At 66.0% G+C, this 25670-nt stretch carries 20 protein-coding genes; 6 read left to right on the forward strand and 14 right to left on the reverse strand.

The features are described from left to right. Positions 1–197 precede the first annotated feature (197 nt). The 6 genes from QMZ26_RS06015 to QMZ26_RS06040 all read right to left on the reverse strand — a co-directional run bounded on the left by QMZ26_RS06015 (position 198) and on the right by QMZ26_RS06040 (position 7936). Positions 198–467, reverse strand: coding sequence for a PAAR domain-containing protein (locus QMZ26_RS06015; protein WP_283220880.1), 270 nt, complete (start codon positions 465–467; stop codon positions 198–200). 67 nt (positions 468–534) lie between these two features. Next, on the reverse strand, positions 535–870 hold the full coding sequence (locus QMZ26_RS06020) for a hypothetical protein (protein WP_283220881.1): 336 nt from the start codon (positions 868–870) through the stop codon (positions 535–537). Positions 871–1056: 186 nt separating this feature from the next. Continuing rightward, a complete protein-coding gene (locus QMZ26_RS06025; RefSeq protein WP_283220882.1) occupies positions 1057–2742 on the reverse strand; it encodes a DUF2875 family protein in 1686 nt (561 codons plus the stop codon). 2 nt (positions 2743–2744) lie between these two features. Further along, positions 2745–4730 (reverse strand): DUF3274 domain-containing protein, encoded by a 1986-nt coding sequence (locus QMZ26_RS06030; protein ID WP_283220883.1) that lies wholly within the window; start codon positions 4728–4730, stop codon positions 2745–2747. After that, positions 4723–7416 carry a type VI secretion system Vgr family protein gene (gene tssI, locus QMZ26_RS06035; protein WP_283220884.1) on the reverse strand — a complete coding sequence of 898 codons (2694 nt, stop codon included), beginning with the start codon at positions 7414–7416 and terminating at the stop codon, positions 4723–4725. Before tssI ends, QMZ26_RS06030 begins: the two co-directional genes overlap by 8 nt. A 262-nt stretch (positions 7417–7678) precedes the next feature. After that, positions 7679–7936 (reverse strand): hypothetical protein, encoded by a 258-nt coding sequence (locus QMZ26_RS06040; RefSeq protein WP_079223682.1) that lies wholly within the window; start codon positions 7934–7936, stop codon positions 7679–7681. A 796-nt stretch (positions 7937–8732) separates the two neighbouring features. Here QMZ26_RS06040 and QMZ26_RS06045 point away from each other — a divergent pair. Continuing rightward, a complete protein-coding gene (locus tag QMZ26_RS06045; protein ID WP_283220885.1) occupies positions 8733–9098 on the forward strand; it encodes a hypothetical protein in 366 nt (121 codons plus the stop codon). 89 nt (positions 9099–9187) lie between these two features. Here the strand turns inward: QMZ26_RS06045 and QMZ26_RS06050 are convergent, their stop codons facing one another. From QMZ26_RS06050 to QMZ26_RS06080, 7 genes are all read right to left on the reverse strand, one after another. Beyond that, a complete protein-coding gene (locus tag QMZ26_RS06050; protein ID WP_283220886.1) occupies positions 9188–9529 on the reverse strand; it encodes a DUF6616 family protein in 342 nt (113 codons plus the stop codon). A gap of 54 nt (positions 9530–9583) precedes the next feature. Then, the gene (locus tag QMZ26_RS06055) at positions 9584–10321 is read right to left on the reverse strand and encodes a DNA alkylation repair protein (protein ID WP_283220887.1); all 738 of its coding nucleotides are present in this window, start codon (positions 10319–10321) and stop codon (positions 9584–9586) included. Continuing rightward, positions 10318–10818 carry a MarR family transcriptional regulator gene (locus QMZ26_RS06060; RefSeq protein ID WP_283220888.1) on the reverse strand — a complete coding sequence of 167 codons (501 nt, stop codon included), beginning with the start codon at positions 10816–10818 and terminating at the stop codon, positions 10318–10320. The genes QMZ26_RS06055 and QMZ26_RS06060 overlap by 4 nt, the downstream gene beginning before the upstream one ends. 76 nt (positions 10819–10894) lie before the next feature. After that, positions 10895–11620, reverse strand: coding sequence for a Fic family protein (locus QMZ26_RS06065; protein ID WP_283220889.1), 726 nt, complete (start codon positions 11618–11620; stop codon positions 10895–10897). Continuing rightward, positions 11613–12080 carry a hypothetical protein gene (locus tag QMZ26_RS06070; protein WP_100462233.1) on the reverse strand — a complete coding sequence of 156 codons (468 nt, stop codon included), beginning with the start codon at positions 12078–12080 and terminating at the stop codon, positions 11613–11615. The genes QMZ26_RS06065 and QMZ26_RS06070 overlap by 8 nt, the downstream gene beginning before the upstream one ends. Before the next feature lie 138 nt (positions 12081–12218). Continuing rightward, a complete protein-coding gene (gene groL / locus QMZ26_RS06075) occupies positions 12219–13868 on the reverse strand; it encodes a chaperonin GroEL (RefSeq protein ID WP_006473018.1) in 1650 nt (549 codons plus the stop codon). A gap of 81 nt (positions 13869–13949) precedes the next feature. Continuing rightward, positions 13950–14237: a co-chaperone GroES gene (locus QMZ26_RS06080; protein ID WP_079223700.1), complete on the reverse strand. Its 288-nt coding sequence runs from the start codon at positions 14235–14237 to the stop codon at positions 13950–13952. A 322-nt stretch (positions 14238–14559) separates the two neighbouring features. On the opposite strand from QMZ26_RS06080, the gene QMZ26_RS06085 reads away from it, so the two are divergent. From QMZ26_RS06085 to QMZ26_RS06105, 5 genes are all read left to right on the forward strand, one after another. Further along, positions 14560–16380: an endonuclease gene (locus QMZ26_RS06085; protein WP_079223702.1), complete on the forward strand. Its 1821-nt coding sequence runs from the start codon at positions 14560–14562 to the stop codon at positions 16378–16380. Between the two features lie 67 nt (positions 16381–16447). Further along, a complete protein-coding gene (gene cutA, locus QMZ26_RS06090) occupies positions 16448–16786 on the forward strand; it encodes a divalent-cation tolerance protein CutA (protein ID WP_150453002.1) in 339 nt (112 codons plus the stop codon). After that, positions 16783–19137 (forward strand): protein-disulfide reductase DsbD domain-containing protein, encoded by a 2355-nt coding sequence (locus QMZ26_RS06095; RefSeq protein ID WP_283220890.1) that lies wholly within the window; start codon positions 16783–16785, stop codon positions 19135–19137. Before cutA ends, QMZ26_RS06095 begins: the two co-directional genes overlap by 4 nt. Beyond that, complete coding sequence (locus QMZ26_RS06100; RefSeq protein ID WP_283220891.1) at positions 19134–19685, forward strand: TlpA disulfide reductase family protein; 552 nt, start codon at positions 19134–19136, stop codon at positions 19683–19685. Before QMZ26_RS06095 ends, QMZ26_RS06100 begins: the two co-directional genes overlap by 4 nt. Before the next feature lie 712 nt (positions 19686–20397). Next, entirely contained in the window at positions 20398–22926 is a 2529-nt protein-coding gene (locus QMZ26_RS06105; protein ID WP_283220892.1) for a sulfite reductase flavoprotein subunit alpha, read from the forward strand. A gap of 78 nt (positions 22927–23004) precedes the next feature. Here the strand turns inward: QMZ26_RS06105 and QMZ26_RS06110 are convergent, their stop codons facing one another. After that, entirely contained in the window at positions 23005–25542 is a 2538-nt protein-coding gene (locus QMZ26_RS06110) for a methyl-accepting chemotaxis protein (protein ID WP_283220893.1), read from the reverse strand. Between the last annotated feature and the right edge of the window lie 128 nt (positions 25543–25670).

Genomic DNA, 25670 nt, shown 5'->3' on the forward strand with positions numbered 1-25670 from the left:
CGCCAGGTTCGCTGGCGGCTTTCGGGAATGCGTCTGAAGGTTTCTTCAGGGTGAACGCAGTCCTTCCTCCGCCTGGGGCTTCGGAAAGTAATACCAATAAAAGTTGGCGTGGACGGCGTTCATGGGGTGTATTGATAGCACAGCTTTTGCGCAGTGCAAAATGTTTCATCGGCAACTGCGGGAGCGGTTCAGGCAGCTCAGTCCACGCCGATGCGCAGCGCTGCCGCAGCGATGGCGTGGCAGCCGCAGGCAAGGCGATGCCCTTCCAGCACGATGGGCTTGCCTCCCATGAAGCGCGCCGGGTCGCCTTCAACAAATGGGAAGGTGCCCCCATGCAACGGGCAGGTGGCGTGATCCCCCACCACAGCGATGGGATGGCCATTGCCCCTGTGCGTGCCGTCGCACTGACAGTCCACCACTTCGCCACCGCTGCTGGTGGCGTCACCCAGACAGACAGGCGATTTCATTTCAGGGCAACGCGCGTAGGGTGCTGCGCCGGCCCAGACCCGCTGGAGTCTGGGTGCGCTACCGGGTTCAAGCTTCCACCAGGAAGATCAGCGTGAATATGCCGATCAGAGACCACGGGCCAAGAATCAGAACCAGCTGAAGCGTGAACCAGAATGACCTCCTGCCACGTTGCCACGGCTTCTGTTTGATGGCGTACAACCACATCAGGATGGTGGACGCTATTGTTCCCACGCCGACCACCCACATGACAACGCCAGCAACGGCGAGCGCCTCCATTCCACTAAGCCTGAGCGAGCGGAACCCGAACAGCGCCGCGTACACGGTACAAAGGAGAACTCCGGACATGAACAACCCAAACCGGTACCAAGCGGATACGTCACTGCGGGATTCTGATTCTTTCATGGCATTGGATTCTTGATTTCTGATGTGGCAATGGACTGATACAGATCGCACCGGTGCCGAGCAGCAATCGGGCGATGTCCGGGTAAACGGCTATGCAAAAGGCACTTGGAGCTGCAGGGTGACCGCGCACACGCACTACGGGGTCGACGAGCACTGCCTATGGCAGCTTCGAAATCTCAACATTGGTCAGCTGCCCCCACCTGGCACCCGCCACATGAAGGGATCGGCTGTTCGATGCTGGGCATCGTTACGCGCCTTTTCCCCGTCACTGGGCGGGCGCACCATCTGGATCGTCGCGCTGCCATCCGCACCGGCGTAGACCACGGCACTCACGCCGCCCTGGTGGTAGCTGGCAATAGCGCCCAGGCCGATCTGCACCACAGGGCTGGTAATGCCCACGTTGCCGATGCGGCGGCCGATGTCGTAACCCTCGTCCACGTTGTTCAACTCCAGGCCATGCCCGTCCGTGTTCAAGGAATGCAGGGCCGCATTCAAGGCAATACCTAGTGCGGTACCGTCGTGGCTGTCGTGGAAAATACGCACGGGGGCATGACCTTCGGGCAACGTTGCCAGCGCCTCTTTCCAGCCCTCGGCCAGCGCCTGGGCTTGCAGGGCGGGTCTCAGCGGCTTGCCCTCGGCATCGTGCAGCATCACCTTGATCGGCCGATGCAGATGCCCCAGTTGCGGCATGCGGTCGAACTCGTCGATCTGATGCTGCGGCCAGCGCACTGGCAGCCAAGGGGTCTGCGTGAAGTTGCCGGGGCCGACGTTGTTGGTGTGCTTCCAGAGTTCGGGGAGGGTTGCCTGCCACTCTTCGGTGGGGAGGGTGCCGGGGAACCAGGGATCCTGTACGCCACGTGCACGTTGCCGGGCCTCGTACTCCTCCCCGACGCGCCGCTCGGCCTCGAAGTAATGGAACCACAGCTTGCTCAGATCAAATCGCGTGTCCTGGTTGTTCTCGCGATAGGTGGGCGCATAGGGGCGCAGATAGCGGTCTACCCGATCGCTGCGCGCCAGGGTTAGTACTGCGGTGGTGTCGATGATATCGGGAACATAGTGGCCCTCTGAAATGAGAGGCTCATCCTGCGGACTGTAGCGGTCACGCATGACCTCTCCATCGCGCACTGCCAGGACGACTGCAGGCGGTTCAGGGTTTTCATCGAAGAAGTTATAGATCTTCTCGATCGTTGGCTGCGCACGCGTGGTGTTGGCATCCTGTTGCCACAGAAACAACGTAACGCCAAGCGAGCCACCAAATCGACCTGCGTCAATCAGCCCAGCCGCGCCCATGAACTCGAACTTCCCGACATTCGGCGGTTCCACAGCGAAGCTGGGGATCGGCCAGTAAGCAACCGCATCGCTGACCGCGTACTTGAACGCTGCGCCCATTCTTATCTCAGCGCTGTCTCGTCGCCATTGTTCCGAGTCCGTGTAGTCGAGTGGATCCTGCGAATAGATAGACGCAAAGTCACTTCGCTTCTCGCGGATCTTCTTCCAAACAGAAGTCTGATGGGACGCCCCAGGTGCCATGCCGATCCCGCGGATCTCCAGTGACCACGTTGGATCATCTCGATCAACCACTTCTAGCCCAGCGGCCGGCAGCGCGCCCGGCGGTGCCTCCAGGGGTGATCTGCTGGTCGCTGCGTTGAACGCCCAATGCCCACCAAACGCCAGTGCCACCAGAGCGCTGATTGCTGCCCCGCCCATGAGAACTGCCTTAGCCATATAGCCCATCTCCTTCATGGTCATCGCAGCGTCTCCGTCTGTTGTAAGCGCCAATGCCAGCAACAATGCGCCCCATGCCATGCTCAGCAGGCCGGCACACCAGGCGTAAGGTCTCGCACTTGGGCGCGCATCCTGGAAGTTCGGCATGCTCAGCCGCCTTCCGGGATGCGGCCATCAACCAGCGAGGGCAACCTTTTTAGATCTACCAATGAGGCAGGAGGGAACTCACCTGTCAGGTAGTACTTGCCCGAAGCCTTCACCAGATCTCGAACTCTCGGATCGAGCTCTGCCCACTTCGAATTCTTCTGCAATTTCTCCATTTCTTTATCCGTCATCCGCCAATCCGCCATCAACGTCAGCAGCTCCCGCCACTCCGGATCGTCCAGGCTGTGCCCTTGCCCGATCGCCACATCCATTGCGGTCACCCAGCGATGGTTCTCCGGATCACGCAGCACGCCAGAGTGGTAGCTGTTCTCGTCCAGAACCTCGTCGGAGCGACTCATCCAGCCCCCTATCTCGTTGGGTGTCATCTCGCGCTCTTTGCCCTTCCCCCAACCGGCGGAGCGCACGGCATGCGTCTTATCGCCGTCCTCTTTTCCCTCGTTGAACCGATCCTTTGCAGCCTTGTCGCTGAGCTTGTGCAACGCTTTCGGCAGCGGCAGGAAAGGGAAATCCGCATCCGACTTGCCCAATGCAAGCTGGGTACTGACGGCATCTGGCCTGTCCATGCCCGAGGTGGTGGGCGTCCCCTTGACGGCTTCCCCGCCGAACATCTGCGGCGCATGTGGCGGCACCAACGCCTCGCCATTGATCAGCACCTGGCTGCCCTCGGTCATGGCAATGGCAGCAGCCACCGTGCCCAGGCTTACACCACCCGCGTAGCGTGGTTCGCCTTTCGCGCGAAGCGCTTGGTGGGTCGGCGCATCGCCAATCATCACGGGCCTGCCATTCCGATGGCGCTTGGTCCACATCCGTTGCTTGAAGCCGATTTTCGCCAGTCGGGTCATGCCGGGGCGGCCGCCATCGACAAGATCGGGCACCCCCAGCGTGCCGATACCTGATACATCGGCCAGCCCTACCGTGGTGTCATCGGGGCTGAAGTACAGGTACACCTTGCCCCGGTTGTCGCGCTCTGGGAATACGACGGTGGATCCACTCTTGCCGAGCCGTTGCCCTTGACCGGAGCTCCAGCGTGGGCCCGCACGACCATACGATTTCGGTTTCCCGGCCGCGAGATCGTCCAATGAAGGCAATACATAGGGTGTCTTGGTCATCCGCTCGACAATGCGCTGCAGCGTGTGCAGTGTGTCTCCCCCGGGCCGCGTCCTCTCGGCAATGAGCGAATAAGGGCTGGCCACCATGATCGCGCAATCCGCGCAACGCTCGCCACGGTCGATCAGCAAGGCCTGCGACAGCAAAGTGATCAGCGTGCCTTGGCTGTGGCCCATGATGGTGATGGTTTCGGACGGGTAGATGCTGCGTATGGTGGCAATCAGCGCTGCCAACCGCTCGGCGGCCAGTACAAAGTAGCGCCGGTGCGGGCCAATACCCATGAACTTGGTATTGTCGAATGTCGCATTGGCAGCATGCCGCTTGATGCTGTCGTAGCCCTTGCCATACATCTCCGGCAGGTTGTTGGTGGCATTGGCAAAGAACCCGCCCGGCTTACCGAAGTGGCGATCAAGACGATTGCCATTCTTGTCCTGGTACTGAGTGCGCACCTTGGCGGGATCACCGTTCTCATCCCGGAGGATCTCGTTCTTTGCGGCGCGGTAGCCCAAGTAGAACGGGATCAGCACGCTCTTGGCAGTCTTGTCGTCGCGCTTGTAGAGATAGGTATCGGGGTCATCGAGAACGTCGACGTCGTCCTCGTCGTGCGTCCTGCGATCCTTGCTCTTCGCCACCCAGAACCGTTCGCCGTACCGCCCCGGCTTCAGATCCTGCCGGTCCAGCCGCTCATTCAGCCCTTGGCACAGTCCAGTCTCCACCGAGGCATAAGATGCACCCGGGTCATTCACACCATGCAGAAAGATCACCACGCCCGGCCGTGCCCGCGGGATGGCCACGTTCTTCGGCTGGGTAGCATTGGGCAGCAAGCGGGTGGCGAGGTTGTCCGTTACGATGCGCTCAGCCATCGGTTTCTCCTTGGGCATCTTCGATTTTCTGTCGCGCCTGTATCTGCACGCGCTGCATGCCATCACGCTGCACGGCTTCGCCCAGCCCTTCGGCGTCGGCAGTGCCCTGCACGGTGTCTCCATCGTCAAGCGACAGCGTGTGCTGCACGCCTGCGGCAACGGCCTGCAGATCGCCTTCGTAATGGAAGCGCAGCTGCCGGCTGGCCGGCTCCCGTGCAAATGCCGGCGTGTCGGCGCTTTCGGTCTTCGCGCCCAACCAGTCATGGCGCGCGGCGTGCACCACGGCGGCTCCGTCGGTGCCCAGCTCGATGCCGCCGCCAAGCGTGAGATAGCTGCCATCGTCGGCCACCAGACGGATACGCGGTGCGGAGATCACCACCTCGCCCTCGCCCGCCGCCATCAGCAGGTTGTTTTCCGCATGCGCCTGCAGATCGGCCTGCTGCGCCTGCAGGATCACATCGCCGTGGTTGGCGATCACCTGCAGGTGCTCATCCTGCGCGTAAAGGGAAAGCCCACGCCCCGCCATCAGCCGGGTGTGGCCGCCGCTGCTGCTCTGTACATCGTCGGTTGCCACCACATCGTGGTTGCGGCCGGCGTACTGCAGTTGGGAAGCAGGGGTGGCACTGACCAGCCCCCCTTCCGCCGCCACGGCCACAAGCGGTGCCCCTTCCCCTGGCGCGTTCGCATCGGGCCATTCGCGCAGGGCGCGCACAAGCTCCGCCATGCCTTCGTCCTCGCAGGCTGAGGCACCACGCGCGGTGGCCGCCTCACCCAGGCCCCGGAAGAGCTGGGTGCAGTCGTCCAGGAGTGCCAGCAGTTCCTGCCGGTCCAATTGCTCGCCCGACGCCATCTGGCGCGCATAGGTGCTGAGCAGCACCCCGTGCGCAGCGCGCAGGGCCAGTGCGGCATCGGTCCGCAGTTCGGCACCCTCGCCGCGCGGCTGGGCGTGTCCGTCCCTGCGTGGCGTGCTCAAGTGGCCCAGGTTCAGTTCGCTGGCAAATGGACTGGCGGCCAGGCGCGTACGGACTTCACCTGAAGTGTTGTCCATCAACAGCTCGCCGTAGCCTTCGCCGCCGTGCTCACGCGACTGCATGCCTGCCAGCGCGCGGTTGCCGGGCAGGCCATGCTGGCCACTGAACCTTGGCGGCGCCTGGCGTCCGTTATGCAGCGCGCCCACCACCACGGGGCGATCAATATCCCCGTGCAGGAAGGCGACCAGCACTTCCTGGCCGACGCGTGGCAGAAACTGGTACCCGAACCCATCCCCAGCCCCGGGCCAGGACACACGCACCCACGTTGAGGAGCGTTCGCTGGCCTCCGGCGTATCGGACGGGTGCTGGTCAGACTCCTGCCAGTGGAAACGGATGCGGATGCGCCCGAGTTCATCGGTATGGACCTCCTCGCCCGCAGGGCCCACCACGGTTGCGGTCTGCATGCCATGGACGGTGGGGCGATCGAACAGACCGGCGTAACGGGGTACCAGCGGTACGCCGGCGGCCACGGCGGTGAACCGCAGATAGTCGCCGTAACCGGCGGCCAGGTGTTCGCCGGCAATGGCCTCATCAACCGCAGGCGAACACAGCGCCACCTCCAGCAGGTTGTTACGCAGTTCGGTGTGCGTGGACGTAGTGATGAAGGCGGAAGGCTGCCGTGCCGTATCCGCACTGGCGGATGGATCTTCGAGCACGAAGCTGCTGGCGATGGGAAGGTCGCTGGGCGGTCCCTCGCCATGGAACGTAGCGGCTTTCATCTCTTCGGCCTGCATGCGAAGGCGGGCGTACGCGCCCAGCTCGCGGTCGTGGTCGGCGTAGTACGGTGCAAGTGCCTGGTAGTCGCTCAGGGAGCGGCCGGCCTGATGGCTCCCACTGCCCTGCTCCACAACGGTTTCATCCCGGCCACGCAGCGCGCAGGCGGGACGATAGTCGTGGCTGGCCAGTGCGACGCTGTGCGTGGTGAGCTGGCTGACCCGTTGCCACTGGCTGATCCACTGCTGGCGGCCCGTTGATGCAGCGCCCGCCGCCAGGAGCTGCAGCGACCGGGGCGGCTCGTCTGGCAGGCTACCGGCATCGGTCAGGACCATGTGATGGCCACCGCTGTCGTCGCCGCCATCGAACCTGAAGAAGTACGTGATGCCCTCTTCGGCGAGCAAGCGGTCGATGAAATGCTGGTCACTTTCGTTGAACTGCACGCAGTAGGACCGCGGGCTGTAGTGCCGGTCGAGCAGAGTGCGATAGGAGAAACAGGCCCCGATGACGGGATTTCGGGCCATGTGCTCGTCAAGGATGGCAGCGACGATCTCTGGCACGGTCCGGTCCTGGAACACCCGGCAGGTACGGCGGCGATCGAGCATCGACAGGGCCGACTCCACCGTCAGCTCGACCGTCGAATAATGCCCGCTGCCGCCGCCCGCAACGATGCCTGACACCACGCCACACAGCCAGCGCCGCTGCTGGCCACCGGTGTCGATGCCGAACGCCACGATGCGTCCTTTCAGCGCATCGGTGTCAGCGGCGGCATCGTTGCCCCGGCAAAGGACATCCAGCCGGAAAGATTCATTCAATGCGTCGCGGTAGCGGAGCGCATGCGGCCAGAGTGCAGGTGCCGGGGCCCGCCCAGGCCAGCGGATATCGATCCGGCGGCTTCGGGAATCCACGGGCACGGGCCCGGTCAGCAGCCGTCCATTCATGAATCACGTCCTTGGGAATGCGTCAATCAGCCGGGCTACACTCTGCCCGGCAGCGCACTACCAATGGTTGCATTCTTGTGGGACGCGGCCGGTTGCGACTCGGCCAGAGTCAGAAGCGATTCTGAGTGTCGCAATTGAACCGAGATTGTTTACGTGTCCATTGGCGACACACGCCATGGCACCTGGAGGCACAGGACGGACAGGGCCATTTGCGACTCACTCGGCGTGAAGGCGCGTGCCCGCACCTGAAAGGGAGCGATACCTAACGGCTGTGGACTTCCACGTCCAGCAGCAGGCCCTCGTGGATGTCCACCCAGCGTTCCACCACGCGGTCCAGTTCCTTCTGCGCCTCGTCCAGTTGCTCGGGGTTGAGCAGCGCGCGGGCGGTGTAGAGATCGGAGACGAGCTGTCGCAGGGTCGATTCCAGGATGGCGACCGACGGCCCTTCCAGCCCCGGCAACTGCAGCGCGGGGCTTTCGCCAAGGGTTCCGTACAGCGTGACCTGGAGCTTGCTCTGCATGATCGACTTCCCTGCGGGTGGACATGGGCAGTCGTCATGTTTACCGCGTATTGGTGACAGGCGCATGTGCCCTGGCGTGATCGCCCCTGCTGCTGGATGGCTTGAGCCGCAGAGCGCCCCCGCCAGCGGGCCCAGTCCAGGCAGACGTTGCGCGCATCCGGATCGATGGCTATGTTCGGGCACGACTGCGCAGACAGCAGAAAATTTGTCGGTGCCGCTGCGAAACTCGCGAGGAGTACATGAAGGGAAAATGCTGACGTTCGGATTGTTCGTTTGAGTACGGAAATCCGTCAGTGTGGCCCTCCTTCCTGTGCAGTCTATCCAGTTGGATTTCCAGCTGCGTACTGTCCGATACCTGATCTCCGCACCGGCTGTCGCAATTGAACCAAGTGGCAGCGTGCTGCGTGACGCATCCGTTCCTTCTCACGCGCGAAGTTCAACGCCAGAAAAATGTAGGTGAAACAGCGGATTTCATAGCCTCCGGCGTATGCAATACTGCGGCGCGCTTTGATGGCTGTCGCGGATGCCCTTGGTGTTGCGCGCAGGCATGTGCACAAGATGGATTGCCACCGACAAAGGGTGGCCGGGTCGGCAAAGCCCGTAGAGGTGTTGTAAACGCTTGCCAGCCGGCGTCGCCTTGTGCGGCGCCGGCTGGCAATCCGTCCGCGTTCCATGGCGGGCGGTGCGTGGGGGTGCTTGCACCCGCCGGTATCAACATCTCCCGGTCTTTGCCGCCACGTACCGTCCGCCACCTATTCCGGTGGCGCTGCCGTCTTCTCTGTACGGAGCACATGCCATGAACGCAAAGCACGTCCCTTTCCCGGGCCGCAACCACGACGATCCGACCAGCACCAACGCCGACGACGCCGCGCCTGATCCCCATAGTTTCATTGCCAGCCTGCAACGCATCGGCGCGGGTGCCGGCAGCGATGGCCATCCTTGGCCCGAGCCCAATCTGGCGATCGGCCGGCGCATCCAGTTGTCCGATGGCGATTGCGCGCTTGCCGGGCTGCGTATCGTGCATGAAGTGCTGCTGGCCGCCGAGCGCAGCCGCCAGAACGGCGGGCCGGAACATGATGTAGGCCCGCGCGTGATGGAAGGCCTGATGATGGCCTGCCTGGAACTGGGTACGTACGCGGCCGAGCGGGTACGGCCGCGGTAGTCAGGCGCTGGCGGATGACTGGGGAGACGCCGGGCATGGCCCGGCGCTACCTGGCTGCGTGGGAGGCTTCATCCACGCATGGCGTGGATCTACTCGTGGGTCGCCAGATCGTGCAGGTGCTGCGGCATGGCGTCCACGGCGCCTATCGTGTTGGTGGTGGTGAAGTACTCATGCCAGCCTGTGGCGCTGATGCCGGCGACCAGTGCATCGGCGTCGGCGCGGCTGGTGCACTGCCAGACGGCGTAGAACTGATCGGCGCTGCCATGCGGTACATCGTGGGCGACGCGGCCCATTGCCAACGGCGTGATGCGCGCTGCGTCGAACTGCTGCATGCCGGCGCTGATGCGGGCGAAGAAGGCGCTGCGTTGCTCGGGCGGGAGTGCAGCCCAGGCGGGAGTTGCGGTGTAGTGCTCGATGAGGATGTGGGGCATTGGGGCCTTCCTTGGGTTGGTGGTGTTGGATCGTCCGCCGGGCATGGCCCGGCGCTACCGAAGGGAGCGTTGGGCGCGCTTGCGGATGTACGTGTTTGCTGCGCTGCTGTGTTCGCGCTGCCAGCGCGCGCAGAGGTCGCGCACCCACTCGGGTTGTGTCTTGCTGGCATCGTTGAGCCAGTTGCCCACCGAGTCCTGCACGTAGCGCTCGGGGTCGTTCGCCAGGGCTTCCAGCAGCGGCAGTGCGTGTTGCGGTTGTTGCTTGAAGAGGGCGATGTGGCTGGCCCAGACGCCGCGCGGGCGCAGTGCTTCGCAGGCGAAGCGGCGCAGGTAGGGCGAGGCTTCATGCGCCCACGGCAGCAGCAGTTGCAGCGCCTGCTGTGGCGCCGCCACGAGATCGGTACGCACTGCCAGCCACGCCCATTCGCGTACGCCGAAGTGCGCGTCATCGGCCAGTGGCTGCATCGCCTGCAGTTTCCCGGCCAGCGCCAGCGTGGCATCACTGCCGATGAGGTAGCAGGCCCAACCGCGTACGGTGTCCGAGCGATGCGACTGCCAGCGCGCGGGATCACCCTGCCCTGCTTCGCGCAGCAGTGTTGCCGCCAGCGCCATGCGTTGGGTGATGCCCTTGCTGGCGGCAGCGCGCATGCGCTGCACGGCGGCGTCTGGCAGCGCCGCAACCGTGTGCAGCAACGTTGCGAAATCCACGGCAAGACATTCGGCCAGATGCGTGCTGGCCGCCTCGCCGATATCCAGTTCGTGCCTCCGCTCGGCGCTGATGGCAGCGCTCATGGCGTGGCCTCGCGCCCACTGTCGGTGTGCAGCCAGACCTTGCCCAGCAGCTGCGAAAGCTGCGCTTGTTCGGTGGCATCCAGGCCATTGAACAGTCCGCCGATCCAGTGCGTGTGCTGGTTGAACAGTTCCTCGGCAAGGCGTCTGCCGCGTGCGGTCAGCACGATCTGCAGGCGGCGGCCGTCCTCGGCATCGTGCCTGCGCTGCAGCAGGCCTTCGCGCTGCAGCCCGTCGAGCAGGCCGCTGATGGTGGCGCGGGTGACGCCTGCGCGCTCGGCCAGCTCGTGCGGCGGCAGCGTGCCGCCGGCGCCGTGCAGCAGGAACAGCACAATGAAGCGGCCTTCGCTGAGGCCGTGTGGGGCAAGCCGGGTGGCGCAGTCGCGGTCGATGGCGGTGGACAGGGAAAGCAGCTGGAAACATAGACGGAGCTGAGCCAGGTTGGCGTGGCCGCGGCGGGCAGCCTCGTCGATGAGGGCGGTGTGTTTTGCTTCCAGCATGACACTCACATCAATGATTAGGCGACTAATTATATTGGTATGAGCTTACCAATCAAGCCTGTGCTCGTTCACTCCACTAGGGGATCGGGTAGTTGCGCGCCTGCTCGAATGCCTCGTAGTCCGCCTCAACCTGCGGATCCTGATACGAAGCGGCCAGGTCGGCACCCGCGTTCTCACCGTCGAGCCCGCGCAGTTCCATGATGCTGCGGTTCCAGACATGTCTGCCAGCGACTGGGCCCAGATAGGGTGCGAGATAGGCATCGAGATGGCCTTGGCCAGGCTGTTCGATTTCCTCCGTCAATGCAGCCAGGTAGGCGTTCTTGCCTGTCCGCGTCCAGTCTACGGATATGCCCGCACGGTGACAGAGTTCGGAGTGGACAACCAGCATCGTGCGGCCATTCCCATCAAGAAATGGATGCCCATACGCGAAGATCCCCATGATCTCACCCGGGCATTCGCGCATCCTCTGCGTGTCATTTGCAAGCCGAAGCGCATACGCGACCGCCCGCCGGCACTCCGAAGGATGACAGAAATGGACATCACCCTTGCTGACATGCTTTCCCGGCACAAGCATCTGCCGATCCTGACCCGCCCACGGGTAGAGTCCCTCGAACAGGATCCGATGGACCTCCAGGAAAGCGTCATAGTCCACCTCCTCAACCTGCTCGAGAAAGGCAAGTGCGGCCGGCAGTTGCGCGCGGAACAGTTGATGTTCCGCAATCTTGATCAGATCGGGATCCTTCTCACCTTCGTGATTCCGCAGATAGCCTGCAGATGCGAAATCACCGAAGGCATCAAACATCCTTGAGCCTGCGATGATGCTCCATCACCAGCTTGACCATTTCGCGCGCTGGCAGCTTGCCATGGCGCGTCAATGCCACCAGTAGATCATCCGTCTCATCGCTGGCCACGCTATCGCCGGCGAGCGACGTCACCGCCGTCGCCCAGGCGTCCATGTAGCCGACCGTATGAACAACCCCCTCCTGCTTGGCGCGCATCCGCGCCCAACGGGTAACGCCGGTCAGTGGCGGTCGCTTCGAAGGGTGAAGCCCTGCCAAAAGCGTGTGGCGTCCCAATCTCGCAATCGCAGCGGGCCGCGCGTAGATACCGCGCTGGATGCGCTCCAGCTGTCGTGATTCCACCAGCGCCTTCAGTGCCGCCCCGACCTGGCGGCGCCCACCCAGACCATCAAATTCCGAGCGAAGGAATGCCTCCGCTTTCCGGGGCCTGATCTTCCGAAGAATCTGACCTTTGATGTCCATGTAAGCATGCTAACACAGCGAAGGTAAATTCATTTATATCAAGCAGTTGGAAGATTTCATGGCAGGCATCGCGATCCGCATCCACAAAAAAACCCCGCCTTCCGGCGGGGTTTTTCATTACGTCGGGAACGCGTGGACTTAGAAGTCCATGCCGCCCATGCCACCCATGCCGCCCATGCCACCGGCGCCACCCATGGCCGGCTCGTCCTTCTTCGGAGCTTCGGCAACCATGGCTTCGGTGGTGATCATCAGGCCAGCGATCGAGGCAGCGTTCTGCAGCGCCGAACGGGTCACCTTGGTCGGGTCCAGGATGCCGAACTGCAGCATGTCGCCGAACTCGCCGGTGGCGGCGTTGTAGCCGAAGCTGCCGGTGCCTTCCTTGACCTTGTTGATGATGACCGACGGCTCTTCGCCGGCGTTGGCCACGATTTCGCGCAGCGGGGCTTCCATCGCACGCAGGGCGATCTGGATGCCGTGGTTCTGGTCTTCGTTGGCGCCCTTCAGGCCAGCCAGCGAGGTGACCGCACGGACCAGGGCAACGCCGCCGCCCGGGACCACGCCTTCTTCAACGGCTGCACGGGTAGCGTGCAGGGCGTCATCGACGCGGTCCTTCTTTTCCTTCATTTCGATTTCGGTCGACGCGCCGACCTTGATCACGGCAACGCCGCCGGCCAGCTTGGCAACGCGTTCCTGCAGCTTCTCGCGGTCGTAATCCGAGGAGGTGTCCTGGATCTGGGTCTTGATCTGGCCGACGCGTGCGTCGACGGCAGCCTTGTCACCCACGCCATCGATGATGGTGGTGTTTTCCTTGGAAACCTGCACCTTCTTGGCGCGGCCCAGGTCCTTGATGGTGGCCTTTTCCAGCGACAGGCCAACTTCTTCGGAGATCACGGTGCCGCCGGTCAGCACGGCCATGTCTTCCAGCATCGCCTTGCGACGGTCGCCGAAGCCCGGAGCCTTGACGGCCACGACCTTGACGATGCCACGGATGGTGTTGACCACCAGGGTAGCCAGCGCTTCGCCTTCGACTTCTTCGGCAACGATCAGCAGCGGCTTGCCGGCCTTGGCGACGCCTTCCAGCACCGGCAGCAGGTCACGGACGTTGGAGATCTTCTTGTCGTGCAGCAGGATGAACGGGTCATCCAGGTCAGCGGTCTGCGACTGCTGGTTGTTGATGAAGTACGGGGACAGGTAGCCGCGGTCGAACTGCATGCCCTTGACCACGTCCAGCTCGTTGTCCAGGCCCGAGCCTTCCTCAACGGTGATCACGCCTTCCTTGCCGACTTCCTTCATCGCGTCAGCGATGATCTGGCCGATCGACTCGTCCGAGTTGGCCGAGATGGTACCGACCTGGGCGATCGCCTTGTCGTCGGCGGTCGGCTTGGAGATGTTCTTCAGCTCGGCAACGGCGGCCACGACGGCCTTGTCGATACCACGCTTCAGGTCCATCGGGTTCATGCCGGCGGCCACAGCCTTGGCGCCTTCGCGGATCAGGGCCTGGGCCAGCACGGTGGCGGTGGTGGTGCCGTCGCCAGCGTCGTCGTTGGTGCGCGAAGCAACTTCCTTCACCATCTGCGCGCCCATGTTCTCGAACTTGTCAGCCAGTTCGATTTCCTTGGCGACGGAGACGCCGTCCTTGGTGATGGTCGGAGCGCCGAAGCTCTTTTCCAGCACGACGTTGCGGCCCTTCGGGCCCAGGGTGGCCTTGACGGCATTGGCGAGAACGTTGACGCCGCGCACCATGCGCGAACGGGCGTCTTCACCGAAACGAATATCCTTGGCAGCCATTGCGATTACCTCGATGTTTGCGCCGGGCCAGGCCCGGCGACGAAAAGGGATGTCTTACAGGAAAGCAGGTCGCGCCGAGGCTCAGCCGATGATGGCGAGCACGTCGTCTTCGCGCAGGACCTTGTACTCGACGCCTTCGCTCTTGTACGAGCTGCCGGCGTACTGGCCGTAGATGACCTTGTCGCCAACCTTCAGCGACGGGGCGCGCACGGTGCCGTTGTCCAGGGCCTTGCCCGGGCCGACGGCGACGACTTCACCCTTGGTGGACTTTTCCTTGGCCGAATCCGGAATGACGATGCCACCGGCGGAGATTTCGTCGGCTTCGATCGGCTTGACCACAACGCGGTCGTGCAGCGGCTTGATGCTCATGAGAGACCTCTTAAGTTATTGATTGGTCTGAAAAAGTCTGGCGATGTTAGCACTCACCCCAGGTGACTGCCAGCATTGCTCGTGAAAAAGCCCGACAGGTCGGGAGCAGGACAGAGATGGAGCTGCCCCCGGGCCTTTCAAGCCCCGTGGCGGAAAATTTTTCGACCGTGCGCTGCGGCGACGGACAGACGGGGGCCAGGGCTGGTTTCCGCAATTTTGGTGAACTGCGTCGCAGTGTCAGATATCTGACGTTCAGTTACGGCAAAGTGTCACGCGTTCGGCCTTAGGCTCGCCCGGCATTCCCAATCACAAGGAGTAGTCGATGCGATTGCTGTCCCCGCTCGCCGCCGCCTGCCTGCTGGCGCTGGCCGCCGCGCCGGCCCAGGCCGAGGTCTTCATCAACGAACTGCACTACGACGACAGCACCCCGGCCGGTGACGTCGGCGAAGCCATCGAAGTGGTCGCCACCGCGGGCGAGGACCTGTCCGGCTACCGGCTGTACCTGTACAACGGCGCCAACGCCTCGGCGGCCGTGGTCTACGACAACAAGCCGGTGCCGGCCGGCACCGCCGCCGGTTGCGGCAGTGCCACCCTCGCGGTGGTTACCTACCCGACCAACGGCCTCCAGAACGGCCCCAACGACGGCATCGCCCTGGTCGACGCCAGCGGCAAGGTGGTCCAGTTCCTCAGCTACGAAGGCGCGATCACCGCCTCCGGTGGCCCCGCCGCCGGCATGACCAGCCAGAACATCCCGGTTGCCGAAACCAACAGCACCGCCCCGGGCACCTCGCTGCAGCTGACCGGCAGCGGCAGCCAGTACGCCCACTTCACCTGGGCTGAATCGGCCGGTGAAACCTTCGGCCGCTGCAACAACAACCAGACCTTCAACGGCGGTGGCGGTACCCCGGGCGGCCCGAACACGCCGCCGTCGGTCACCACCACCACCCCGGCGCAGGGCAGCAGCACCTTCCCGGCCGCGGCCGACCTGGAAGTGGTGTTCAGCGAGACGGTGACCCTGGCCAGCGGCGCCTTCGCCCTGAGCTGCGGCAAATCCGGCAGCGTGCCGCTGACCTGGCCGGGCAGCGGCAAGACCGTGAAGCTGTCGACCAACACCGCCCTGGTGGCCGGTGAGGCCTGCCGCTTCGACATCCGCGCCGCGCGCATCACCGACAACCAGGGCGCGCACCCGGCCGCTGACAGCCGCATCGCCTTCACCGTGGCCAGCACCACCGGCAACCCGGACCCGGGCAATCCGGACCCCGGCAATCCCGGCAACCCGGGCACCCCGGAGGGCTACTACTCCAAGGTGAACACCTCCAGCCCGAGCCAGCTGCGCTGCTCGCTGCACGAGACCATCAAGGGCCACACCGCCTACCCGTACAGCGGCTCGGGCACCAGCACCTGGACCATCCTGGAAATTGCCGACGAGGACCCGAACAACAGCGGCAAGATCCTCGACGCCTACCGCAACCACAGCTACACCAAGGTGAGCAGCCGTGCGGGCACGGGCAGCGGCCTGACCTACAACCGCGAGCACACCTGGCCGAACTCGCTGGGCTTTGCCAGCACCACCGGCGACAAGGGCCTGCCGTACGCCCCGTACACCGACACCCACATGCTGTACCTGACCGATGCGCAGTGGAATGCCGACCGCGGCAACAAGCCGTTCGGCAAGTGCGATGCCAACTGCGGCGAGCGCGCCACCGAGGCCAACAACGGCCAGGGCGGCGGCAGCGGCGGTTACCCGGGCAATTCCAACTGGGTGCGCACCCCCGACGGCAACACCGGCACCTTCGAGGTGTGGGGCAAGCGCAAGGGCGACATGGCGCGTGCGGTGATGTACATGGCCATCCGCTATGAGGGCGGCAAGGATGCGGCCACCGGCCAGTCCGAACCGGACCTGGAGCTGACCGACGACCGCAGCAAGATCGTCAAGACCAGCAGCTCGCCGGCCTACATGGGCCTGCTGTCGACCCTGATCGACTGGCACCTGTCCGATCCGCCGGATGCCGCCGAACGTGCTCGTAATGACGTGATCTACTCGTTCCAGGGCAACCGCAACCCGTTCATCGACCACCCGGAATGGGCCACCCCGGCCCTGTTCACCTCGGCAAAACCGACCAGCTGCCAGCTGGCCAACTGACCGCGCAACGCAGCGGTCCATGCCGCCGCCGGGCCCAGACCCGGCGGCGGCCCTATACTCGGCGGTCATGTCGACCGTCGATCCCGTCCTGCTGCTGTTGACCACCTGCCCCGACCGGGCCAGTGCCGAGCGCATCGCGCACGCGCTGGTCAGCGAGCGCCTGGCTGCGTGCGTCACCCGGCTGGAGGGGGCACAGTCGACCTACCGCTGGCAGGGCGACGTCACCACCGACGCCGAACTGCAGTTGCTGGTGAAGACCACGGCGAGCCGCGTCGATGACGCGATCGCCCGCATCGTCGAACTGCATCCGTATGAACTCCCGGAGTGCATCGCGGTCGAAACCCGGGCCGGCCTGCCGGCGTATCTGGACTGGATCCGGGCACAGACCCGGGAGGACACCGATTGATGAAGTTGTTTGCTCGTGGCGCCGCACTGTGCGCCCTGCTCTGGCTGTCCCTGCCGGCCTTCGCGCTGGATGAGAAGGATCTGCTGCCGGTCGACCAGGCGTTCGCGCTGACCGCCACCGCGCCCGAACGTGGCCAGCTGCAACTGCAGTTCAAGATCGCGCCGGGCTATTACCTGTATCGCCACCGCACCAGCGTCAAGGCCGACCCGGCCTTCAACGCCGGCGCGCTGCAGATGCCCAAGGGCGACAAGCACCACGACGATTTCTTCGGCGAGGTCGAGACCTATCGCGAGCGCCTGCTGGCCACCCTGCCCGGCACGCCCGCCGATGCCGCCGGCACCATCAGCCTGGAAGTGCGCTACCAGGGCTGCGCCGATGCCGGCGTCTGCTACCCGCCGCAGAAGCGCATCGTGCAGGTGGCCCTGCCCGGCGCCGGCGGCAAGGCCGCGCTGCCCACCGCGCGCGCCACCGGCGTGAGCCCGTTCAACAACCCGCTGGCCGGTAGCGGCGGTGGCCTGCGCCTGCCGGGCGCCAGCAACACCCAGGCCCTGCCGCTGCCGTCGGAACAGGCGTTCGGCTTCGATGCCATCGCCAGCGATGGCAACACCCTGCTGCTGCGCTTCACCCCCGCACCGGGCTATTACCTGTACCGCGACCGCACCTCGCTGAAGCTGGAAGGCAGCACCGGCGTGCTGGCCGACAAGCCGCGCTGGCCGGCCGCGCAGTCGCACCGCGATGAGCACTTCGGCGATGTCTCGGTGTACTTCAACCAGGTGGAAGTGCCGCTGCCGTTGCGCCGCACCCGCACCGAGGCCGTGGACAGCACCCTGGTGGTGACCTTCCAGGGCTGCCAGACCGATGGCATCTGCTACCCGCCGATGACCCGCCGGGTGAAGCTGTCGATTCCGGCCGGCACGCTGACCGCCGCCGGCAATGGCACGGCCACTGCGGCGCCTGCCACGGCCAGCGACAGCCCGCGCGAGGAGGCCGATGGCACGCCGCGGCGCCTGCTGCCGACCGTGCCCAACGATGCCACCGACGCTGCCGTTGACAGCGCCGCGGGCGGTGATGCGTTCGCCGCCGATGCGCAGCAGGACAATGCCAAGCGCACCAAGCCGCCGGGCAGCGTGCCGAAGACCGACAGTTCACTGCTGTGGGTGCTGCTGCTGGCCCTGGGCGGTGGCCTGGTACTGAACCTGATGCCCTGCGTGCTGCCGATCCTGTCGCTGAAGGTGCTGAGCCTGGCGCAGAGCGGTGAGAGCGCCGAGCGTGCCCGCAGCCATGCCATGTGGTACACGCTGGGCGTGCTGGTGGCCTTCGCCGTGATCGGCGCGTTGATGGTGGGCCTGCGCATGCTCGGCAACGCGGTGGGCATCGGTTTCCAGCTGCAGCACCCGGGCGTGGTGGCGGCGCTGGCTTACATCATGTTCGCCGTCGGCCTCAGCCTGTCCGGCGTGTTCACCATGGGCGGCGGCATCGGCAACCTGGGCCAGTCACTGGCCCGCCGCAGCGGCCCGGCTGGCGATTTCTTCACCGGCGTGCTGGCCTGCGTGGTCGGCAGCGCCTGCGTGGGTCCGTTCTTCGGCCCGGCCGTGGCCTACGCCTTCGTGGCACCGCCGATCGCGGCGATGCTGGTGTTCCTGTTCCTCGGCCTGGGCCTGGCCCTGCCGTTCCTGCTGATCGGCTTCGTGCCGGCCCTGGCCCGCCGCCTGCCCAAGCCCGGCCCGTGGATGGAAACGCTGAAGCACGTGCTGGCCTTCCCGATGTATGCCGCCGCGCTGTGGCTGCTGTGGGTGCTGGGCAAGCAGCGCGGCGTGGACGGCATGGCGCTGGCCCTGGGTGGCCTGCTGCTGCTCACTGCCGGCCTGTGGCTGTTCGAGACCAGCCGCTGGCGCAGCAAGCGTGGCGCCAGCCTGCTGGGCGTGCTGCTGGCCCTGGCGGCGCTCGCCCCGGTGTGGGGCGTGACCCAGCTGGCCCCGCCGGCGCGCGCCGCCCAGGCCGCCAGTGACAATGTGGTGGAGTATTCGCCGCAGATGCTGGACCGCCTGCGTGCGGACAACCGCGTGGTGTTCGTGAACATGACCGCCGACTGGTGCGTGAGCTGCAAGGCCAACGAACGCGCGGTGCTGTCGCGCCCGGAGTTCAAGGAACTGCTCAAGCGCACCAACGCGGTGTACATGCGCGGCGACTACACCAACGTGGACCCGCAGATCACCGCGTTCCTGGATGAGCACAAGGCCGTGGGCGTGCCGCTGTACGTGGTGTACGGCCCCGGCGCACCGCCGACCGTGCTGCCGACGCTGCTGACCCAGGCCCTGGTGGAAGAAGCGCTGCTGCGCACCGCCCGATGAGCTGGCAACGGCCCGCACTGCTGTGGACAGCGGTGCTGGCCTCCGGCCTTGGCCTGTGGGCCGGGCATCGGTTGACGCCAGCGCCGGCGGCTTCGACGCCCGCTGATATGAAGTCTCCGATGCCTGTCCTTCGCGCCGGCGATGCGTTGCCGGCGCTGGTACTGCCCGGCGTGGACGGGCAAGCACTGGACATCCGCCAGCGTTTCCGCGGGCGACCGCTGCTGGTGAATGTCTGGGCCAGCTGGTGCGGGCCCTGCATCGAGGAAATGCCCGAGCTGGCGCGCTTCGCCGACGCGCAGGGCACGCACGGCGTGCAGGTGCTGGGCCTGGCACTGGATACGCCGGAGGGCGTGGCTGATTTCCTGCAGCGGGTGCCGGTGGGCTACCCGATCGTGCTGGACACCCCGGGCCCGCGCGATGCCAGCGTGCAGCTGGGCAATGCGCAGGGGCTGCTGCCGTACAGCGTGTTGTTTGATGCGCAGGGGCGGATGGTGAAGGCCAAGCTGGGGCCGTTCGAGCACGGTGAGATTGCAGGCTGGGTGGAGTGAGGGTGTTTTGCAGGGCTTGCAGCCCTGCACCTGCAGAAGCCGAAGCAAGAGCAACAGCAACAGCGGGCATTCCGTGGGATGGCGGGGCACTGTGGGTTTGCGGGGACGCCGTGAACCCATCCATGGGGGCTTGGTCGCCGCATCCATGCGGCTCACACCCCGCAAACCCACAGTGCCCCGCCTTCGACAGTTGGCCGGCGGCTGTTGGTGGGTGCCGACCGTTGGTCGGCACATCTGTCAGATATCGAATGAACTCATCCACGCATGGCGTGGATCTACTGGAACGGCGTCCGGCAGTAGATCCACGCCATGCGTGGATGAAATCTCTCAGATATCGAAATTCCGAATTGGGGTCAGAGCCCGTTGCGCAGCAACGGGATCCGACCCCGTGCCGACCAACGGTCGGCACCCACCAAAGCAGAGCGTCGTTCCAACAGCTCGCGGAAAACTGTCGAAGGCGGGGTGGGTCCGGTTGAGGGGGTCACTTCATGGATGGGTTTACGGCGTCCCCCTCAACCGGACCCACCCCGCCAACCCACGGAATGCCAGCTTTTGACGTTGATGTTGACGTTGATTCGGCGGGTGCAGGGCTGCAAGCCCTGCAATAAAACCCTCCTTGACCGCAGCCCGTCCCCGCCCGGAGAATTACGGATTAATTCTCATTTGCTGTTGCGCAGGATGCGGGCGGCAGCCTCAACGGCCTCTCTCCCCGATGTTCAAGAACGTCCTGTTCCAACTGCACTGGCTGCTGGGCATCACGGCTGGCACCCTCCTGGCCATCATGGGCCTCAGCGGCGCCACGCTGTCCTTCGAGGACGAGCTGCTGCGCGCGGCCAATCCCGGCTTCGCCGCCATCGCCGAGCACCACGCCGACGGACAGCAGGCCCTGGCCCTGAGCGAACTGGTGCCGCTGCTGCAGGCCGGCAGCGATCGGCCGCTGCAGCGACTGCGCGTGGATGCCACCGGCCAGCGCCCCTCAGTGGCGCGCTTCGCTGGCGGCAAGGATCACTGGGTCTATTTCAATCCTTACAACGGCGAACGCTTCAGCCACCTGCGTGGCCAGGCGTTCTTCGACTTCGTCGAAGACCTGCACCGGCACCTGGCCGCTGGCGAGCGCGGCAAGGTCGTGGTCGGCAGCTGCGCCATCGCGCTGCTGTTCTTCGCGCTGTCCGGCCTCTACCTGCGCTGGCCACGGCGCTGGTGGCACTGGCGCAGCTGGCTGGCAGTGGAATGGAAACGCAGCGGCCGGGGCTTCCTGTGGAGCCTGCACTCGGTGGTCGGCACCTGGGTGCTGCTGATCTACCTGATGAGTGCGCTGACCGGCCTGTGGTGGTCGTTCGACTGGTACCGCAGCGCGGCCAACAGCGTGCTGGGCGTGCCTGCACCGGCCAAGCACAAGGTCGCCCCGGATGCGTCCCTCGATCTGCAGCACGTGGAGGACACGCTGTATGCGCAGCCCGGCGTGCGCAGCGGCTACATCGACCTGCGCCTGCCGGAAAAGCCGGGCCAGGTGCTGAACGTGCGGGTGATGTCCGGTGACCCTGCCCTGCGTGGCGGCCACCACGACCGCGCGCACGACCTGCTGCAGCTGGACCCGGCCAGCGGCGCCCTGCTGGAAGCGCGCCCCTACGAACGCCAGGGCAGCGGCGGCAAGCTGGCCACCAGCATGTTCGCGCTGCATTCGGGCAGCTACTTCGGCCTGCCCGGCCGGGTGGTGGTGATGCTCAGCAGCCTGGCCATGAGCCTGTTCTTCATCACCGGCTGGATGCTGTACCTGGACCGCCGGCGCAGCCAGCGCGCGGCACGTGCGCTGCGGCAGACCCTGCCCGCAGGGCAGGAAAGCGGCGGCGAAGGCACGCCGTGGCGGGTGATCCATGCCAGCCAGAGCGGCCTGGCCGAACAGCTGGCCTGGCGCGCGGCGGCACAGCTGCAGGCCGCCGGCCACCCGGTGCAGGTGCTGCCGCTGGCGCGGGTGACGGCTGCGCTGCTGCAGGACAGCTCGCAGGTCCTGTTCATACTCAGCACCTTCGGCGATGGCGAGCCGCCCGACAGCGCCCGCCGTGCGGCACGCCTGCTGCTGGCCCAGAGCGTGGATCTCTCGGGCCTGCGCCATGGCGTCCTGGCGCTGGGCGATCGGCAGTATCCGCATTACTGCGCGTTCGGCGCTGCGGTCGACACGTGGCTGGCAGGCAACGGGGCACAGCCCCTGTTCCCGCGCATCGACGTGGATGCCGCCTCGGTGGTGGCGCTGCGCCAGTGGCAGCGCGAGCTGGGCGCACTGACCGGCATCGACACCGATGACAGCGTGCTGCCGCCGGCCACGCAGATGCACGACTGGCAGCTGCTGGCACGCGAAACATTGAACCCGGGCAGCCTGGGCGGCGCGATCTGGAAGATCCGGCTGGCACCGCCTGCCGACACGACCTGGCAGGCCGGCGACATCCTGCACATCGCACCGCGCAACAGCGTGCAGCACACCACGACGGTGCTGGAAGCACGCGGGCTGGACCCGCTGCAGCCGCTGCTGCTCGACGGTGGCACCCGCACGCTGCTGGACCTGGCAGGCGAACGCGTGCTGCCCGACGAAGGCGCCGCGCTGCCGGTACAGGACGCTGCGCTGTGGCTGGCGGGCCTGCCGATGCTGCCCGGGCGCGAGTACTCCATCGCGTCGTGCGCCGCCGATGGTGCAGTGGAACTGGTGGTGCGTCTGGTGCACGACGCTGCGGGCCGCCCCGGCCTGGGCTCGGGCTGGCTGTCGCTGCATGCGCCGCTGGGCAGCCGCATTGCCGCGCGCGTGCACCGCAACCCCGGCTTCCACCGCCAGGCCGGCGCGCCGATGGTGCTGGTCGGCAACGGTACCGGCATTGCCGGCCTGCGCAGCCTGCTGCGCGAAGCCGCCCAGCATGGCGAACACGGCCATTGGCTGCTGTTCGGCGAGCGCCAGCGCGCGTACGACCAGCTGTTCGGCGAGGAGATCGCGCAGTGGCAGGCCGAGGGCCACGTGGCACGCGTTGACCTGGCGTTCTCGCGTGATACCGATGGCGGTGGCTACGTGCAGCACCAGCTGCAGGCCGCTACGGCGGAACTGCAGGGATGGCTGGCGCGTGGGGCGGTGATCCACGTGTGTGGCTCGCTGCAGGGCATGGCCGAAGGCGTTGACCAGGTGCTGCGTGCGGCGCTGGGCGATGATGCGGTGGAGACGCTGCTGGAGAGCGGGCGCTACCGCCGCGACGTGTATTGATCCACCTCTGGTAGTGCCGGCCGCTGGCCGGCATGACCATGGCAATGCCGGCCAGCGGCCGGCACCACCGGAGTTCCATCACGCCGCCGCGCGCGGGCGTCGCTCCGGTTGCAGGCGGAACGCCGATACCGCTTCCGCCAGAGCCTGGACCTGCGTCTGCATGTGCGCGGTGGAGGCACCGGCTTCCTCCACCAGGCTGGCATTGCGCTGGGTGCTCGATTCCATCTGCACGATGGTCTGGTTCACCTGGGCGATGCCTGCATGCTGGTCCTGCGATGCGCTGCGGATGGCGGTGAGCAGTTCCGCCAGCTGCTGCACGCTGCCGACGATCTCGCCCATGGTGGTACCGGCCTGTTCGGCCTGCACATTGCCCTGGCCGACGCGGGCCACCGAGTCTTCAATCAGGCCCTTGATCTGCTTGGCGGCCTCGGCGCTGCGCTGTGCCAGCAACCGCACTTCGGAGGCCACCACGGCGAAACTGCGGCCCTGTTCGCCGGCACGCGCGGCTTCCACGGCGGCGTTCAGCGCCAGGATGTTGGTCTGGAACGCGATGCCATCGATCAGCTGCGTGATGTCACCGATGCGACGCGACGCTTCGCTGATGCCGTGCATGGTGGCCACCACCTGGCCCACGGCCTGGCCGCCTCGTGCGGCCACCGCCGCCGCGCCCTGCACCAGCGCATCGGCACGGCCGGCGGCATCGGCGTTGCGGCCGACGGTGTCGGTCAGCTCGTGCATCGACGCAGCCGTTTCTTCCAGGTTGGCCGCCTGCTGCTCGGTGCGCTGCGAGAGATCATGGTGGCCGGCAACGATCTCGCCCACGCCCACGTCCAGCCGCGAGGTGGCCTGCTGGATGCGGGTGACGATGCGGCCGAGCTGGCCGACGGTGGCATTGGCATCGTCGCGCATGCGCGCGAACACGCCCTGCAGGTCGCCTTCCATGCGCACGCTCAGGTCACCCCGGGCCAGTGCCGCCAGCAGCGCCTGCAGGTCGCCCAGGTTGGTTTCGAACGTGGCCAGCAGGTGGTTGATGCTGGTGGACAGCGTGCGCACGAAGCCCTGCTTGCCCTCCAGGGCGATGCGGCCGTGCAGTTCGCCGTGTGCGGCGGCGTCGACCAGCGCGGCCACTTCGGTTTCCAGCAGGGTTTCCAGCGCGCGGCTGCGCCATTCCACCGCCACGCCGAGGAAGTGATCCTCGTCGATGATGGCGTTGGCGATGAGCTGGTAGCGCACGCCGAGATGATTGATCTCGCGCTCCTCGCGACGGCGTACGCCCGCCAGGCTGGTCATCGCCGGGTGCAGGCGCACGGCATCGCTGCCAACCAGCGCGTCGGCCTGCATGCCCAGCTGTTGCAGCAGCGCGGGATTGGCGTAGGCCACCTGCCCTTCCGCATCGATCACCATCAACCCGGTCTGTGCGCTGTCCAGTGCCTGGCGCACGCGGGTGTTGCCGCGGGCGACCGCGCGCTCCTCCTCGATGCGCGCGCGCAGGCGCTGCTGCATGTCGATCAGGCGCTGCGCCAGCTGGCCGATCTCATCGTTGGCGTTGTGCACGCGCAGGGTGGTGTCCAGGCGATCGTCGGCGATGTCACTGGCAAAGCGCAGGGTGTCCTGGATCGGGCGGCGCACGGCGCGCAGCACCAGCACCAGGCTGGTGATCAGCACGCCAGCCACCAGGGCCAGCGTCGCGGCGAACAGCACGCTCAGGGTGCGTGCACCGGCCTGCTGGCGTGCCTGCGCCTGGGCCAGCGCCTGCACCTGTGCCTTCTGGAACGCGGCCAGTGCCGGCGCCACGCCGGCCGCAGCATCGACCAGCGACTGTGCTTCCACATCCAGGCCGACGCGTGCGGCGGTATAGCCCAGCAGCGCCGCCTGGTAGGCATCCATGTCGGTACGCAGGCGTTCCTGCGCCTCGGCCGGCAGCCCGGCCAGGGCCAGGTCGAAGGGCAGCTTCTCCTCGCTGGCCCGGTCGGCGTGGGTGGAGTCGCCATCGAGCAGCAGCAGGGCCTCCTGCCGGCGCATCTTCTGCACGTGCAGCTCCAGTGCCGGACGCTGCAGCGCGGCCACGTTCGCCTGCAGTGGATCGGCGGCCTGCTGCAGCTGCGCGGCCAGGCCGGCATCGCCGCGGCCCATTTCATCCACGCGCTCGAACAGGGCGGCGATGCCCTGCGAGAAGCCGTCGACCGCCTCGGCCAGGGACTGCAGCGCCTTGCGGCGGCCCGCATCCATCGGCATCGCGCGCAGCGCCTGCAAGTCGTCCTTCAGTTCCTGCTGGGTGGCCAGCAGCTGGCTGCGGTCGGCATCATCGAAACTGCGCGCATACTGGGTCTGCAGTCGCCGCGCTTCGGCCACGCGGGTGGCCAGCGCCGCCGCCAGATCGCTGCCATGCTGGTAGCTGGCCTGGGTGCGGGCGGCCTGCCCGCTGGCGTGGCCGGTCCACGCGTAGGCGCCGGCAATGGCGACCAGGCCCAGGCCGCAGACCCACAGGGTGGCCTTCAGTTTGTCGGCCACGCTGAGCCGGTGCGGCTGCAGCCAGCGCAACAGGGCAGGAAACGCCGAGCGCAGCCCAACCAGGCGGGTGCGCAGGGACCGAAGGCGAACAACCGCGGTCGACATGACAGACTCCAGGCGAAAGGACGCACCTGTATCGGCCTGGATCAGAAAGACTTTAGGACTGTTTTCCGCATCGGGCCGCCGAGCCGGCGGTCGCGGTCTTTGTACCGGCCGCAGGCGACGGGGCGATG

The organism is Stenotrophomonas sp. PFBMAA-4, assembly GCF_030053215.1.
GTDB lineage: Bacteria > Pseudomonadota > Gammaproteobacteria > Xanthomonadales > Xanthomonadaceae > Stenotrophomonas.

Bases quoted from the DNA above. Each gene is read 5' to 3' on its own strand.
- QMZ26_RS06015 (WP_283220880.1), bottom strand. From the start codon at position 467: ATGAAATCGCCTGTCTGTCTGGGTGACGCCACCAGCAGCGGTGGCGAA.
- QMZ26_RS06020 (WP_283220881.1), bottom strand. From the start codon at position 870: ATGAAAGAATCAGAATCCCGCAGTGACGTATCCGCTTGGTACCGGTTT.
- QMZ26_RS06025 (WP_283220882.1), bottom strand. From the start codon at position 2,742: ATGCCGAACTTCCAGGATGCGCGCCCAAGTGCGAGACCTTACGCCTGG.
- QMZ26_RS06030 (WP_283220883.1), bottom strand. From the start codon at position 4,730: ATGGCTGAGCGCATCGTAACGGACAACCTCGCCACCCGCTTGCTGCCC.
- tssI (WP_283220884.1), bottom strand. From the start codon at position 7,416: ATGAATGGACGGCTGCTGACCGGGCCCGTGCCCGTGGATTCCCGAAGC.
- QMZ26_RS06040 (WP_079223682.1), bottom strand. From the start codon at position 7,936: ATGCAGAGCAAGCTCCAGGTCACGCTGTACGGAACCCTTGGCGAAAGC.
- QMZ26_RS06045 (WP_283220885.1), top strand. From the start codon at position 8,733: ATGAACGCAAAGCACGTCCCTTTCCCGGGCCGCAACCACGACGATCCG.
- QMZ26_RS06050 (WP_283220886.1), bottom strand. From the start codon at position 9,529: ATGCCCCACATCCTCATCGAGCACTACACCGCAACTCCCGCCTGGGCT.
- QMZ26_RS06055 (WP_283220887.1), bottom strand. From the start codon at position 10,321: ATGAGCGCTGCCATCAGCGCCGAGCGGAGGCACGAACTGGATATCGGC.
- QMZ26_RS06060 (WP_283220888.1), bottom strand. From the start codon at position 10,818: ATGCTGGAAGCAAAACACACCGCCCTCATCGACGAGGCTGCCCGCCGC.
- QMZ26_RS06065 (WP_283220889.1), bottom strand. From the start codon at position 11,620: ATGTTTGATGCCTTCGGTGATTTCGCATCTGCAGGCTATCTGCGGAAT.
- QMZ26_RS06070 (WP_100462233.1), bottom strand. From the start codon at position 12,080: ATGGACATCAAAGGTCAGATTCTTCGGAAGATCAGGCCCCGGAAAGCG.
- groL (WP_006473018.1), bottom strand. From the start codon at position 13,868: ATGGCTGCCAAGGATATTCGTTTCGGTGAAGACGCCCGTTCGCGCATG.
- QMZ26_RS06080 (WP_079223700.1), bottom strand. From the start codon at position 14,237: ATGAGCATCAAGCCGCTGCACGACCGCGTTGTGGTCAAGCCGATCGAA.
- QMZ26_RS06085 (WP_079223702.1), top strand. From the start codon at position 14,560: ATGCGATTGCTGTCCCCGCTCGCCGCCGCCTGCCTGCTGGCGCTGGCC.
- cutA (WP_150453002.1), top strand. From the start codon at position 16,448: ATGTCGACCGTCGATCCCGTCCTGCTGCTGTTGACCACCTGCCCCGAC.
- QMZ26_RS06100 (WP_283220891.1), top strand. From the start codon at position 19,134: ATGAGCTGGCAACGGCCCGCACTGCTGTGGACAGCGGTGCTGGCCTCC.
- QMZ26_RS06105 (WP_283220892.1), top strand. From the start codon at position 20,398: ATGTTCAAGAACGTCCTGTTCCAACTGCACTGGCTGCTGGGCATCACG.
- QMZ26_RS06110 (WP_283220893.1), bottom strand. From the start codon at position 25,542: ATGTCGACCGCGGTTGTTCGCCTTCGGTCCCTGCGCACCCGCCTGGTT.